This is a genomic window from Bradyrhizobium sp. SEMIA, from assembly GCF_014844175.1.
Classification (GTDB): Bacteria; Pseudomonadota; Alphaproteobacteria; order Rhizobiales; family Xanthobacteraceae; genus Bradyrhizobium; species Bradyrhizobium arachidis.
This window is the reverse complement of record NZ_CP046601.1, coordinates 5,740,336-5,752,894: the sequence shown is the minus strand read 5'-3', so window position 1 is coordinate 5,752,894 and position 12,559 is coordinate 5,740,336. Positions and strand designations below refer to the sequence as shown.

The following is a 12,559-nucleotide window of genomic DNA, read 5'->3' as shown; positions in this document are numbered from 1 at the left end:
GGGTCAAAAGCTGCCGTTAGCGGGCTGCTTCACCTTGGTCGGCTCATCTCCTGCAAGCAGATGTTTCGGGTCTTCGAGCGCAAGTCGGCAACGGGCCAGGACGAGACATAGCTCGGGACATCCTGTTCCAAGGGCACGCGGGGCCGGCTGCCATGCCCCGCACCGCGGCCATGTCACGGGCGCACGCGATAGGGGAATTTGGTGTTGGGTCTAAATGCTGTTTAATAATGGACGGGGGTCGCCATTTTGGTACGTGCGTAATGACCGGAACTGCCCACGTTGTGTCCTTCCTGTTTCTCGGTTTTTTCCTCGGGATGCGGCATGCGACCGACGCCGACCACGTGGTCGCCATTGCCACGATCGTCAGTCGCGAGCGCAGCATGGCCGGCTCGGCGCTGATCGGCGCCGCCTGGGGCATCGGGCACACCATGACGGTGATGGCGGTCGGCGCGGCGATCATAGTGTTCGGGGTCGTGATCCCGCCAAAGCTCGGTTTGTCGATGGAATTCGCCGTCGGCATCATGCTGGTCTTACTCGGCATTCTCACCTTGACCGGGATGGGGCGGGCAGTCGGCGCAGCCCATGCCCATGCGAGTATCCCAGGCGGACATTCGCACGATCTTCACGATCACCTGCATGCGCATGGCGACTACGTGCACACGCACCCACACGGTCATGACTCGGATGCGCATGGGCACGCCGAAGACCAGACGCCGCTGGCGCAGCTCGACCGCAGTGCGTTTGGGCGAATGGCGTTCTATCAGTGGCTGCGACCGTTCGTGGTCGGTCTCGTGCACGGTCTTGCAGGATCGGCCGCCGCAGCCCTGATGGTGCTGTCCGTCATCCGCGAACCGGTCGCAGCGCTTGGCTATTTGCTGCTGTTCGGGCTCGGCACTGTGGTCGGTATGATGCTGATCACGCTGATCTTGTCAGCGCCGTTCGCGTTCACCGCCGTCAATTTGCCGAAATTCAATTGGTGGCTCCGTGTGGCGTCGGGCCTGATCAGCTTCGTCTTCGGAGTGATCCTGATCTATGCCATCGGCTTTGCCGAAGGCGGCCTGTTCACCGACGCGCCGAGTTGGGAACCGCGCTGACGGCTGCCGCACGACTGGCGATCAACGGCAACATGCGTTTCCGCAAGACCTGTTTCGGTTGACCGTCGGGGAAACCGAGAGATACAGTGTCGCAACGACAGATTGAATGGAGGATACGCCATTCGGACGATCGGCATGCCCGGTAGGCGGCCGTTGTTGCTGGTCGGCGTCGTTGGGGCGCTCGCCGCAACCACCGGTGCCGCGTGGCTGCACGAGATCCGGCCGCGGTCGGTGGCGGAACCCACGGCGCAAACCAGCGGAGCACGAGCCGAGAAAACCCAGCCGCCGGCATTGACCGCGGACGAGGAACGCTTCGCGACAGAATTGTGGGCCCTCCACCGGGAGGCAACCCGGTCGGCGGTAGCGATGAGCTTTGCTGGCATCTCCTATCAGACCGACGATCGGGACCCACGCGCGTTCGCACGAAAGATCGAGCCGCTGGCGAAATTCTTCCATGCCGCCGAAACGCAGGTCCGCACCATGAATGCGCCGCCGTCGCTGTCCGGGACGCAAGCGCAATATGTCAGCGCCATGGCGCTCTACGCTAACGCCGCCGCCGAAATACAGAAATTCACCGAGGATGGCGACGCGCAACATCTCGGCGAGGCCCACCGCATGGATGTGAAGGCTTCCGAAGACATGCTGCGCGTCGGCGAAGTGCTGTGGCCGGGACAATACAAGCCGCATTGAAGCGTTTTCGACTGAAGTGGAGACCGGTTCGCACCGAGACAAGATAAGGCCATCGAATCGCAGGTGAAGAGACAAGCGCAGTCCAATCTCGATCAGGAAGGCTCAAAGAAGCTGCAGGGAGAAAGACAATGAGAAAGCGTGCGTTACGAAACCGTCCGTTCGCGTGGGCCGCAATGATGGCGGGGCTGGCGTGCCTGTTCAGCGCGGCTGCACAGGCCCAGCAACCGGTCTGTTCGGCATGGCTGATCGAGAGCAGCCGTTTCATGAACGTCCCATTCGGATCGTTCATGCCGGATCGCGCTTTCGTGCCCGGCAGCACCAAGCCGGAGAGCAACATTCCGAGCGTCGATCTCCCGGTCAACATCGGCGTGATCAAGTGCGGCAACGAGTTGATCCTGTATGATACCGGCTGGAAGCAGCAGGACTATCTGAAGATGACCGGGTCGGAGCACTGGGCTCCGCTGCCGGACCAGTTGAAGGTTCTCGGCTTGAATGCCGCCGACGTCACCAAGGTGGTGATCGGCCACGCCCACTGGGATCACGCCGGCCAATTATCCGACCTGCCTAATGCCGTACTCTACGTCCAGCGCGAGGAACTCAAGGCGATCGAGTGGGCGCTCAACTATCCAGAGCCGCACATCCGAGCGGTCAACTCCGATCCCGGCGGCTGCAATCGTACGCCTGCCTGCGGCTACATGCCGCTCACCATCGAGGAAGTCTACGGCAAGGTGCTGAAGGGCAAGGCGGTGATCGTCGACGGCGAGATGGAGATCCTGCCGGGCGTGCGGATTCATCCGGCGTTCCGCGCCCATACCGCCGGCTCGCAGCTGCTCGAGGTGCCGACCAGCATCGGCAAGCTGGTGTTCGGCTCGGATGCGTTCTCGTCCTACGAGGGCATCCGCGACTGGATGACGGCGAACGTGCAGCAGACCGACACGGTCCAGCAGTTTCTCTCCTACGAGAAGTGCTACAAGATCACCGGCGGATACAACAACTGCGTCGCCGCTCACGAGCCGCTGAGCTACACCGACAAATATCCGCTGACGAAGAATTCCTGGGTCGCGTTGAACGGCGGACGGATGGCCGAAATTGCGCTGGCGCCGGGTGAGAAATCGCGCAAGCCATGAATGGTGTGCTCGGGGTGGGACCAGCCTTCCCAGCCCGACCGCTTCTTATTGAAGCTGGAAAAAAGCAGATCGGGTTGCGCCAGGTGGCCCTATCGGTGCGCCAGTTGGCGTTCGCGCTCGCCTGCATGTTGCTGTCCGGCAGTGCGTCGTCGCATGATGCGAGCAGCTATGGTGGCGTGTTTCGTTCCCGCGATCTCGGCGCGGCTTGGCTCAATGCGGATGTCGGTCTGTTTCTCAATGCTGCGCTCGTCATTGCTGTCGATCCACGCGATTCATTGCACCTGCTGGTCGGCACCGACCTCGGTATCATGAGTTCGCGCAATGGCGGGCGCAGCTGGGTGCCGGAGGGGCCCGACGTCATCATCGGCGCGGTATTTGCGCTCGCCTTCTCGGCGGACGGTGAACTGGCCATGTGTGCGGCCACCAGCGGCGTCTTTCTTCGTAACCAGAACGGCTGGCGGCGCGTCGAAGCGCCTTCTTCCGCGATCCCTGCGCGGGCGCTGGTCGCGGGGGCAGGGAAGGATCGCTTCTATCTGCTCGGCCGCAGCCGGCTGTTCGCGAGCCAGGATGGCGGCCGCAGCTTTGCCGTCGTGCCCGGATTGTCGCAAACGAGCGAGATGACGGCGCTAGTGGCGATCCCGGGATCGGCCGAACTTCTGGCGGCAGTGATCGACAGCCGGGCGATGGTCAGCGACGATGGAGGGCGCAACTGGCGCAATACCGGTCTTGGCGGCGCGGATGCGCCGGTCGACATGATCGCGGCCGATGCGACGCGGCCGCAACGCATTTGGGCGGCGGCAGGCGGCCGGATCGTCGTCAGCGATAACCTCGGCGCCGATTGGCATTCCGTCGGACGTTCGCTGCCTCTGGCGGGAGCGAGGGTGCGCGGAATCGCGGCGAGCGCCGACGCAACCACGCTCGTGGTCTCCTCCGATCGTGGCGTCTATCGCAGCGAGGACGGCGGTCAAACCTGGGCGCCAAAAGAAGACAACCTTCCGATCCATATCGAGGCCGGGCCGCTCGCCCGCGATCCGAACGATGCGGGTGTGATCTACGCGGTGTTCTCGCTGATGCCCTATGCCGAAGTCTGGCGAACTGCCGTCGAAGGCGGCAACCTGCTGGCGCGCATCGACCCGATCAGCCTCGCCGGCGGGCTCTCGTTCTGTGTGCTGATGCTGATCGGCGGCGTTCTTGCGGTGCGGTACCTGTCGCGCCGGCGCGCCACCACACATTCGCCGCGATGATCCGCGCATGGCCGCTGATGCTGCGAATATCAGCCGGGGTACTCGGCATCGCTGTGTTGGCTGGAGTCGCATTTCTGATGATGCGCGCCGTGCTGGTGCAAAAATTTGTCGAGTACCGCATGAGCGAGCCGCAGGATTCGCCGATCGCGATTGCGGCGGGCGCCGACGGCAGCATTTGGTTCACCATCGACCATGCCGATGCGATCGGCCGTCTGCGCGACGGCCGCCTCGAGCGGCTGCCGACGACAAACCGCAACGTCGAGCCCCTTGGCCTGGCGGTCGCCGCCGACGGCAGCGCCTGGTACACCGACCTCGCCGGACGCGCCATCGCGCGCGTCCAAGCAGCGCCGGCCAGATCGCACGGGTTTGCGTTGGATACCCCGATTGCGCGCCCCGGGCGGCTGACGCTCGCGCCCGACGGCGCGGCCTGGTTCGCCGAGCCGACCGGCTATGGCGTGACCCGGCTGAAGGATGGCGTCTTTACCCGCCACCAGATCGATTCCTCACGCGGCGGACCCTATGGGATCGCCGCGACGGCCGACGGCGCCATATGGGCGACGCTGCAGAACGGCAACCAGCTGCTCAACCTCGCCGCCGACGGGACCAGCCGGACAATCGATCTTCCGCGCCGCGGCGCCGTACCGACAGATGTTGCCGTCGGCTCCGACGGCTCGGTGTGGTTTCTGCAGTTCCGCGCCAATCGCATCGGACGCTTCAAGGATGGACAATTCTGGGATGTCGAGGCGGCTCGCGAAAATTCAGGCCTCAGTGGCATTGCCGTAGCTCCCAACGATGACGTCTGGTTCGGCATGATGCGCAGTGCAAGCCTCGGGCGGTTGCGCGACGGCCGCATCACGGCCTTTGCGCTTCCCCGCGACAACGCCCGCCCGTTCAGTGTTGCGGTCGATCGCGACGGCAATGTCTGGTACGCCGACATTAGCGGATATGTCGGCATGCTGCCGGCCAGGTATGCGGGTGCGCGGTAACAGTGGATTTCAAGTGGATTTGGATTTTCTATGGTACTCGCGGCAAACCCAGTAGGATGTGCCGCTAGGTGGTGCGAACTACGCATCAGCCCGCCGGCAGCGCTGCCAGCTCGGACACCGCGCGGATGGTCAGCACCACGCCCATGCCGACGATCAGCAGGCTGGTCGCGATCTGGAGGCGGATCATCCAGATGCTGGCCAGCCAGTCGAGCACCTTCTCGCCGACCTTCGCGGCAACGATGCCCACCACCACGAGCGTTGCCGCGAAGCCGAGGCTGAACACCAAGACGGTCATTAGGCCTAGGAGGACTTTTCCGCTCGACAGCGCGCCGAGCAGCAGCGCGAGCGCGGCTGGATCGGGGAGTAGGCCGCCCGCAACACCCAGCGCCAGCAGCACTGGGAGTTTCGGACGGTTTTCGGCCACGACGTCCAGCCGGTGGGCGTGGACCTTACCGAAGCCGTGGCTGTGCCAGACCACAGGCTCGCCGTGCCCATGGTCAGGCGGGTGGTCGTGAGCCGCGTCATGCGCGTGATCGTGAGCATGGTCCTGCGCATGAGCATCCGCTCGATTGGCGACATCGCCAGGCTCGCCCATCGCGAGCGCCACCAGATCGCGCTGCGTCCACAGCATCCATAGGCCGAGCACGATCACCAGGATGCCGACCCCGGCCGCCAAGTAGGCTTCGGTGCGCTGCGGCCGGAGCCAGGTCGAGCCGAGTGAGGCGAGCACGCCGACCAGCACGATTCCGCTGGTGTGGGACAGCGTGACGAAAATTCCCAGGATCACCGCGTCGATCGGCTTGCCGCGCGCGCCAACGATGTAGGCGGCCGCGATCGTCTTGCCGTGACCCGGCGTCGCCGCATGCGCGGTGCCCGCCCAGAAGCTCGACAGGACGAAGAACAGGAGTTCCCGCATTGAGGCAACCATCAGTTGGCCGGCTACGGCCGTGGAATTTGCCACTTTAACTCGGTCAAGAATCCCATCAAGGCGGCAAGAGACGACGGGTTGAATTCGTCACTTGCTCTTTGTCCAACAACAGCCCGTTTCGGTCGTTGCCCCTCCAGCAAACTGGCCCCGGCAAGTTATGCCGGAAGGACATTCCTGCATTCGCAGGACCGAGCCAACTTCAGCTCTGGGTCACAATGCGAAGAACTCAGGTTGAGAAAATCTGGTCCGCTCTGCCGCGATGAGCGGACCACGTCGGACCCGGCGCAACTTCGCAGATGGGCCACAATCCGAGATCGCGTTCACCCCAAACCGGAACCCACGATGCCGTTTTCAGCACGTGACCGCCCCCGTGTGACAAATCTATTGAATCATCATACTCGTGCTGTTAGCATTCGGAGCGGGGGTTGGAATGCAGCTCGCGTTAACTGCGACTATGATCGTTTGGGGACGTATCGGTGCACAGGGTTTGGTGCGGATATTTTTCGCCACGGCTTCATCAGCCATTTTGGTGCTTCCCGCTGAAGCGCAGGAGCGTTCTGCCCAGCAGCCGGACCAACTCCCACCAGTCACCGTAACCGCGCCCGATGCAAAGCCACCAAGACGAATTGTACGACAAAAGCCTCTGCCAAATCGGGCGCGCGCACAAGAAACGTAGCTCGGCCTGGGCAACAACGTGAAGCGCCCATTGTGGGCTCAAGCGGGGTGACGCCTGCGTCTTCCGATGATGCTACAGGCTTGCGCCCCACAGCTGCCAGCTCGATCCGCTTCACCGGAGCCGAGGTCAATGCGGTGCCCTTCACGCGGCCCGTGGTGGTCAATACCGGCGACAAGCTCGTCGTGTTCGATTCTGGGATGGGAAGCCTGACGCTGTTTGGTCCGACGACTGGCCGGCTGATGAGCAGCATCAAGCTGGCGGGAATCGATCCGAAAGACGTTGACGCGGTGGTGATGACGCACGCGCACATCGACCATTGCGGCGGCTGCATGGGGGACGACGGATCGCGTCACTTCCCGAACGCCGAATATTTCATCACGCAGGCGGACGGCGCCGGTGGCCTTCATGGTGAAGAGAATTGAGCGCGTTGATCTTCTCGATATGAATGCGGCCGTTCTGGACCGGCTCAACCTGGGCAGCGAGCTCGAGCGGCCTGCGGGCGGCGGCTTTTGGGGCCGCATACGGGTCCATTGTTTACCTCATGGCGAGCAGCTAAAAATCACTAAAAATCATATGTTGTGATTGTTGGGACCTCGTCCGGCCTTACACGCCCCTTGGCCTTGTCCAACGCGCTTTCCCAACTGCTTCGTGAGGCGCTCTTGCTCGGCTCTGACCGCAAGGCGCTATCCGAAACCTTGAACCGTCCGTGTTGGTGACAACCGAAGCCTTCGGCATCGCCAGTTCTCGGAAGCTCACCTGAATCAGATCCGCAAATAGGACAAACGCTCATCAATACCTCCTTGGGGTGGCCTTCAGGGCTGGCACACCGTGCGGCTTCCTGGCGGAGATTCTCGTGGGCCGCAAGGTCGCTCATCGACCATCACAGCATGGCGTCTAGTGGAATGCTACAAAACGTGACGCCCTTATCATCGAGAACGACGATCGAATAGCATCTGCCAACCAATTCCGGCCGAGCCTCGCGCAGCGACCGAGCGAGCTTGATAGCCTCTATTTGCGCCTCCGTTTCGCCAGGCAGGTCATGCGTGCCGAAGTCCGCGACAAAGTGCGCCTCGATGAGCCTGTAGCTAAAAAGGGGCATCGGGATTGGAGCCTCCCTGCGCAGAGCCCCCGCCAGAGTAAGGCAGGCAGGGGCTCGCGGGTGGATGGCGCGAGGCTCGCGGTGGAGGTGTCGCCCCAAGGACCCGCATCATTGAAACGCCGGCTCGACTTAACGGGGCATAAAAAATGTTGTGCAAGGCGCGGAAATAAGAGGCAGACGCTGATAGCCGATAAGGAATGGGCCCGGTGTGCCTAGGAGGCCGGGCCCGTAGCCTCAGCAGCGGCGATGGCCGTCGTTCGGCTATGACTCCCATAAGCGATGAAATAGATGCTAGTTCCTGATGGAGAGCGGTGCTGGCCCTCTCAACTCCGCTCCCTGGGTTCCGGCTCACGCTAAACGCGCTTCTTGTCAGTCGGTGGCGTGCCGTGCCGATCGCGCGAAAGCGACGACACGCAGTACCTGACCGTACTGACCGGCAAGCAGGTCTTCGATCAAGGCCCGGTGGTCGATGCCTTCATCCGTTTTCGGACGCGGCGCCGTCTCGGTACTCTTCTAAGACCAGATAGAAGGCCTTATCCAAGCGATTCGTTCGGAATAATCGAAGGCGAGGCCATACGCGAGACTCCAGTGACCAGAGTCCAAGGTAGGACCTCAGCTGCAAAAGCGAGTCGCCGCCCTGTTGACAACCTCCTGGCGGCTCTCAGCGCTCCAGAGCGATTGGGGCTCGATTAACATATGTGAAAGCGAATTCTTTAGATCCGGGGCCGGCGAGCCATTTTATTTCGGAATGATTGAAACCCGTCGGGGGCCGCTGTACCAGAGCAGCGGCCCTTGTTTGTGGCGGGAGGCCGAAGCGAGCGAGAGCGCTGCTTTCACCGGAACGAGCGCGTTGTATCTGCATTTTCCCTGGCGGCTATGATGACACCAGCGGAATACTTGGAATTGGCAGATCGCTTCGCCCGGGCCGCAGATCGGGCTCGGGACCCAATCTCTAAGTCCCAATTCGAAGCCTTGGCCCGCAGCTCCGCGGTCCTTGCCGAAAGCACGGCCGTTCTAAATCGATCCGGCCAGACCCTTGAGGCCATAGCACAGGACCGTAAGAAGTAAGGTCGGGTGCTGTCCGTATTTTGACTCCACCTGTCCTATGTTGTTTTCAGTCACGGTGGTATAATCGTTCCATCGGGGGAACGACTGCCATGGATTACCGCGCTTACATCATCGATGATGACGGGCGCATTACCGGCGTGCATGAGCTGGATTGCGCCAACGACGAAGAAGCCAAAGAGAAGGCGGCCCAATTGCTCGATGGGCACGACCTTGATGTTTGGCAGCTAGAACGACACGTCGTTAGGCTCAAGCACCACACAAGGCAGTAAGGCCGCCTCAGTTTGCGGCCTCTTTTCCCCTCTACAGGGGCTCTAGAAACCCAAGCCCGTTTTGTTGCTTATAGCGGATGCAACAGGTTTATTTGGTTCGGGTCACAACCGACAGCGGCGAACGCCAGCTCTGGCTAGCAGCGACGGAGCGAGGCGCCGCTGTTGATCGAGTGCTAGACGCCATTCCGGAAGGCTGGGCAGCGAGCCTAGTTGAACGGGAGCTGGATGCGGACCTGACAGCTTCATTGAACATGCAGCCCGGCGAAGTCCGGCGACATCTGGTGTCTTGATCCCCCTCCGCGGGTGTCGCGTTGAACGTTGGAGCGCCCCAGCCAGACATATAAGATTGGATTTTACAATCTCCCTCCCGGGGCTGGAATGCCGCCGCCTGCGCTGATTTTCAAGCGGGCGGCGTTTTTGTTTCACTTCAGTCGGTGTCCTAGGGCGGTCCGCTTCCCGGGTCTAAGCAGATATTTTCTGCTCAATCAGAGTATGCCGGTTGCTCGCGGCAGCGGACGGGCGACTCACTGACGCTGGAAATCAGCTGCGCGAAGTCTCGCCCGATCCAGGATAATGATTTTACGCTGCGTCGAGCCCACGAAGTCGAGTAGTCCCACACGGCGCATTTTGGACAAGGCGCGAGATACAGTCTCTAGCGTCAGTCCGAGATAATCGGCGATATCCCGTCGCGTCATCGGGAGAGCCATAACTTGCGAAGCTACGCGTTCGTCCATTTCCACGAGAAAAGCGGCCACCCTTTCAATTGAGTCTTTGCGACCCAAGAGCAACATATGGTCCTCGACGTGCTTCAAATTCAGCGTAGCCATGCTGAGGAGTTCGCGAATTATGAGGTTGTTGGTCTCGGCGACCGTCTCCAACGTCTGACGCTTGATCAACCGCAGTGTGGTCTCAATGATTGCTTCCGCAGTGAACCGGTGGGCATCGTCATCGGCGAGACCAAAAATATCTCCCACCAAGTGAAACGCGCCAATCTGCCGTCGGCCATCGGAGAGCAGCTTGTATGTTCGCACGGCGCCTTTTTTAACTTGATAGACGTATTCGGCCGGCTCCTTTTCGCCGTAAACTTCCGTGCCTTTTCTATAGGTGATTTCGTTCAGGCTTACCGCGGCGCCTGAATGGCTCGCTATACCGAAGTCGCCGAGCGTATTGATGTGGGGCTTACTGTTTCGAGTGGTGCGCAGAAACATGGGTCGCTCCATCGCACTTTCCAGTAGAACCGTAGTTGCCAGTAGGAGCGTAATTGGCGCCTGTACTAAGGAACATTGTACCAAGGTACAGGGGAATTCAGGCGCGGAATGAGCGGTTTCTCCCTCAATTTAGACGCCGCCGAAGCTTCTCAATTAGTCTCCGCAACTCCTTCGCGTACTCGGAAATCACGCGCAGAGCTTCCTCGGTCCTGCTCGCGCTACGACCAAGTCGGCGCCTGCGTACCTTTGGGCTGCGGGCGGCCTTCATACCGGCATGCTGCTGGAGCGCCGGTCAGTTCTTTTGAGCTAGATCAAAAGCCCGGACTTTTACTATCCGGTTCGGCTGAGGTCTGCTTCTGCCCTTCTCGGACCTCGTGCAATGTCAGCTCCTACGCCGCTGTCGGGGGTAAGCTGACATGTCGCTTCAGAGAGGCCGCGCTCCGTCTTTGTTGAGCAACCTGGCGTAAGTTCCGCTCTCGTGAAGCTCGAGCCAGCCTCGCTCGATTGCATATCGGAGGCCGTTCCCGAACTCCGGATGGCCACGACTGCCCTTCAAGAGGGCCACGAATTGCGCGTTGATCCGCTCGATGTAGATCCGGCCGTCCTGCACGGCAGGCGTGGTAGCGGCGATTTCCACCAGCTTGCGCGCCGCGGCTCCTGGGTCAGAGTAGGGACGTTCTCCAGTCATCTTCAATCAGCGCTCCCCCGGCCAATGAAAGCGGGTTAGTGGCGGATATCTTGGTGGTACGCAAGGCCACCAGCTGGCTGCGAGCAGCGGTTCTTCTCGGTCGAGGCCTCGGCGAAGAAGGCTGCGAACTCGATCGCTGCGGCCCCTTGATTTCAGCAAGCTTCAAAGTAGGGCGCACGCCCGCCGGCTGGCCGGTGACGAGAGCAGGGCCGCCGGTTCACGCTGGTGAGCCTTGAACTGAGATGCCCTAAGTTCATTTGTGAACTTTCCTGAGTCATCCGTTGCAGTACATCGCCAATCTCAGTTCGATGCGCACGGGGCTTGGAATGCTGACTGCCGAAGAATGCCGGAAGTTAGCGTTGGATTATCGGAGGAAGGCAGACGTTTCCGGCGTCACTCCACGAACCGCCACCGTACTTAGGAACATCGCGAAGAGCCTCATAGGACTGGCCAAGCAGTACGATATGCTCGCCGCTATCGAGGATGAAGAACGACGCGCGCGTTGAGCCGCCTCAATTGACGGCCTGGGCGGGCCTTCGCTTCCCTGTTGACCGGCCGAGGAACCGATCTCCAGGTCCAAGGGTTTACCGTTCGCTTCTGGCCGCCCGTCCCCGACTCCGTGGTCAGAAGACTGGAAATAGCGGCTCCGGCCCCCCAAGACTGGAGCCGTTTTTATGTGCCTCTGCTGCGCCGCTTCACGCTAGGGCCTTGCTCTCTTAATGTCCTGCCGTCGTCGTCCTTGCGGGGGCTTCTTTTAGAATCGAGAAGCTTTGGCAAAGGCGCCATCTGCCGGCGCGGCGTGTCGGCAGCAGCGTCGGGATGTGTATTCACGTAGACCGTGTTCTTTGTTTTCTTTGCGCCGACGAGAACACCAATAAAGCCGGCGACCACAAGAAACGCCCCTGCGATCATCAGCCAGTGGGGCAACTTCAGCATTGCGACCGGCGATAGCCATGCAGTCTCCGCCAATATCTCTACTCCTTAGCCGCGGGTTCACGCTCGCGCGCCTGTACTCCGTTAATCACCCGTACCGAAAAGAATAGACGCCCGAGTTCACTGCCTGTTGGCTGCCGCCGGAATTCAGTCCGGCGCTTCACGCCCCTGGGTAGTCAGCTCGTATCGATCGCCGTTCTTCGTCAGCCAGCCGCCCTCGACCAACCTGAGTGCAAACGCTTTCGTGCAAACTGGATGAAAGGCGGCCAACTGATAGATCTGGCCGTTTCGCTCGATCAGGTAGCCGTAGAGCCGGGCCCGCCGCAGAATCCTACGTACCTCTGGCGATAGAACCAACATGATAATCGCTCAAGCATCGGTTTGAGGGAGTGTTCCTAAGAACGGCGAGACACTGCGGGGTGCTCATTGCCGCACCTCGCCGGTTCACGCTGGTGGACCTCTGTGCTGGCAAATTGGCCTGTCGCGCCGATCGTGCGGAACGTCGCGGCCCCGGCCGCAGGAGCTGTTCCAGAGCGGCGCCTGCGGCCG

Annotated in this window: 15 protein-coding genes; 9 read left to right on the top strand and 6 right to left on the bottom strand. The window is 61.3% G+C overall.

The features are described from left to right. The first annotated feature begins 152 nt into the window (after nucleotides 1-152). The 5 genes from FOM02_RS28080 (at nucleotide 153) to FOM02_RS28060 (ending at nucleotide 5,141) form a co-directional block, all read left to right on the top strand. On the top strand, nucleotides 153-1,094 hold the full coding sequence (locus tag FOM02_RS28080) for a hypothetical protein (protein ID WP_199820267.1): 942 nt from the start codon (nucleotides 153-155) through the stop codon (nucleotides 1,092-1,094). A 156-nt stretch (nucleotides 1,095-1,250) separates the two neighbouring features. After that, entirely contained in the window at nucleotides 1,251-1,784 is a 534-nt protein-coding gene (locus FOM02_RS28075; RefSeq protein WP_035730722.1) for a hypothetical protein, read from the top strand. Between the two features lie 128 nt (nucleotides 1,785-1,912). Then, nucleotides 1,913-2,911 carry an MBL fold metallo-hydrolase gene (locus FOM02_RS28070; RefSeq protein WP_084335148.1) on the top strand — a complete coding sequence of 333 codons (999 nt, stop codon included), beginning with the start codon at nucleotides 1,913-1,915 and terminating at the stop codon, nucleotides 2,909-2,911. After that, on the top strand, nucleotides 2,908-4,155 hold the full coding sequence (locus FOM02_RS28065; protein WP_141263474.1) for a WD40/YVTN/BNR-like repeat-containing protein: 1,248 nt from the start codon (nucleotides 2,908-2,910) through the stop codon (nucleotides 4,153-4,155). Before FOM02_RS28070 ends, FOM02_RS28065 begins: the two co-directional genes overlap by 4 nt. Nucleotides 4,156-4,232: 77 nt before the next feature. Next, the gene (locus FOM02_RS28060) at nucleotides 4,233-5,141 is read left to right on the top strand and encodes a hypothetical protein (RefSeq protein ID WP_265440281.1); all 909 of its coding nucleotides are present in this window, start codon (nucleotides 4,233-4,235) and stop codon (nucleotides 5,139-5,141) included. An 85-nt stretch (nucleotides 5,142-5,226) separates the two neighbouring features. Here the strand turns inward: FOM02_RS28060 and FOM02_RS28055 are convergent, their stop codons facing one another. Next, a complete protein-coding gene (locus tag FOM02_RS28055) occupies nucleotides 5,227-6,057 on the bottom strand; it encodes a sulfite exporter TauE/SafE family protein (RefSeq protein WP_159073991.1) in 831 nt (276 codons plus the stop codon). Nucleotides 6,058-6,777: 720 nt separating this feature from the next. Here FOM02_RS28055 and FOM02_RS46920 point away from each other — a divergent pair. Both FOM02_RS46920 and FOM02_RS28045 read left to right on the top strand, forming a co-directional pair. Further along, nucleotides 6,778-7,167 (top strand): MBL fold metallo-hydrolase, encoded by a 390-nt coding sequence (locus FOM02_RS46920; protein WP_322596910.1) that lies wholly within the window; start codon nucleotides 6,778-6,780, stop codon nucleotides 7,165-7,167. Beyond that, on the top strand, nucleotides 7,151-7,327 hold the full coding sequence (locus tag FOM02_RS28045; protein ID WP_265440279.1) for a hypothetical protein: 177 nt from the start codon (nucleotides 7,151-7,153) through the stop codon (nucleotides 7,325-7,327). Before FOM02_RS46920 ends, FOM02_RS28045 begins: the two co-directional genes overlap by 17 nt. A 298-nt stretch (nucleotides 7,328-7,625) precedes the next feature. On the opposite strand, the gene FOM02_RS28040 is transcribed toward FOM02_RS28045, so the two are convergent. Next, nucleotides 7,626-7,844 (bottom strand): DUF6894 family protein, encoded by a 219-nt coding sequence (locus tag FOM02_RS28040; RefSeq protein WP_027565084.1) that lies wholly within the window; start codon nucleotides 7,842-7,844, stop codon nucleotides 7,626-7,628. A gap of 1,157 nt (nucleotides 7,845-9,001) precedes the next feature. Between FOM02_RS28040 and FOM02_RS28035 the strand changes: the two genes are divergently transcribed. Further along, nucleotides 9,002-9,181 (top strand): hypothetical protein, encoded by a 180-nt coding sequence (locus FOM02_RS28035; RefSeq protein WP_035730713.1) that lies wholly within the window; start codon nucleotides 9,002-9,004, stop codon nucleotides 9,179-9,181. Nucleotides 9,182-9,705: 524 nt separating this feature from the next. Here FOM02_RS28035 and FOM02_RS28030 read toward each other — a convergent pair. Then, nucleotides 9,706-10,389 (bottom strand): helix-turn-helix domain-containing protein, encoded by a 684-nt coding sequence (locus FOM02_RS28030; RefSeq protein WP_027565087.1) that lies wholly within the window; start codon nucleotides 10,387-10,389, stop codon nucleotides 9,706-9,708. Nucleotides 10,390-10,813: 424 nt separating this feature from the next. Continuing rightward, the gene (locus FOM02_RS28025) at nucleotides 10,814-11,077 is read right to left on the bottom strand and encodes a hypothetical protein (protein ID WP_035730715.1); all 264 of its coding nucleotides are present in this window, start codon (nucleotides 11,075-11,077) and stop codon (nucleotides 10,814-10,816) included. A 281-nt stretch (nucleotides 11,078-11,358) separates the two neighbouring features. Here FOM02_RS28025 and FOM02_RS28020 point away from each other — a divergent pair, with 281 nt between their 5' ends. Beyond that, nucleotides 11,359-11,583, top strand: a complete 225-nt coding sequence (locus FOM02_RS28020; protein WP_265440276.1) for a hypothetical protein — start codon at nucleotides 11,359-11,361, stop codon at nucleotides 11,581-11,583. Between the two features lie 166 nt (nucleotides 11,584-11,749). On the opposite strand, the gene FOM02_RS28015 is transcribed toward FOM02_RS28020, so the two are convergent. Together FOM02_RS28015 and FOM02_RS28010 are read right to left on the bottom strand one after the other, a co-directional pair. Next, nucleotides 11,750-12,046, bottom strand: coding sequence for a hypothetical protein (locus FOM02_RS28015; protein ID WP_141263470.1), 297 nt, complete (start codon nucleotides 12,044-12,046; stop codon nucleotides 11,750-11,752). 111 nt (nucleotides 12,047-12,157) lie between these two features. Continuing rightward, complete coding sequence (locus tag FOM02_RS28010) at nucleotides 12,158-12,370, bottom strand: hypothetical protein (protein WP_027565091.1); 213 nt, start codon at nucleotides 12,368-12,370, stop codon at nucleotides 12,158-12,160. Nucleotides 12,371-12,559 lie beyond the last annotated feature (189 nt).

Coding starts and splice junctions, on each gene's coding strand:
- FOM02_RS28035 (WP_035730713.1), top strand. CDS start 9,002: ATGGATTACCGCGCTTACATCATCGATGATGACGGGCGCATTACCGGC.
- FOM02_RS28070 (WP_084335148.1), top strand. CDS start 1,913: ATGAGAAAGCGTGCGTTACGAAACCGTCCGTTCGCGTGGGCCGCAATG.
- FOM02_RS28040 (WP_027565084.1), bottom strand. CDS start 7,844: ATGCCCCTTTTTAGCTACAGGCTCATCGAGGCGCACTTTGTCGCGGAC.
- FOM02_RS28065 (WP_141263474.1), top strand. CDS start 2,908: ATGAATGGTGTGCTCGGGGTGGGACCAGCCTTCCCAGCCCGACCGCTT.
- FOM02_RS28025 (WP_035730715.1), bottom strand. CDS start 11,077: ATGACTGGAGAACGTCCCTACTCTGACCCAGGAGCCGCGGCGCGCAAG.
- FOM02_RS28080 (WP_199820267.1), top strand. CDS start 153: ATGCCCCGCACCGCGGCCATGTCACGGGCGCACGCGATAGGGGAATTT.
- FOM02_RS28060 (WP_265440281.1), top strand. CDS start 4,233: ATGATGCGCGCCGTGCTGGTGCAAAAATTTGTCGAGTACCGCATGAGC.
- FOM02_RS28055 (WP_159073991.1), bottom strand. CDS start 6,057: ATGCGGGAACTCCTGTTCTTCGTCCTGTCGAGCTTCTGGGCGGGCACC.
- FOM02_RS28045 (WP_265440279.1), top strand. CDS start 7,151: ATGGTGAAGAGAATTGAGCGCGTTGATCTTCTCGATATGAATGCGGCC.
- FOM02_RS28030 (WP_027565087.1), bottom strand. CDS start 10,389: ATGTTTCTGCGCACCACTCGAAACAGTAAGCCCCACATCAATACGCTC.
- FOM02_RS28010 (WP_027565091.1), bottom strand. CDS start 12,370: ATGTTGGTTCTATCGCCAGAGGTACGTAGGATTCTGCGGCGGGCCCGG.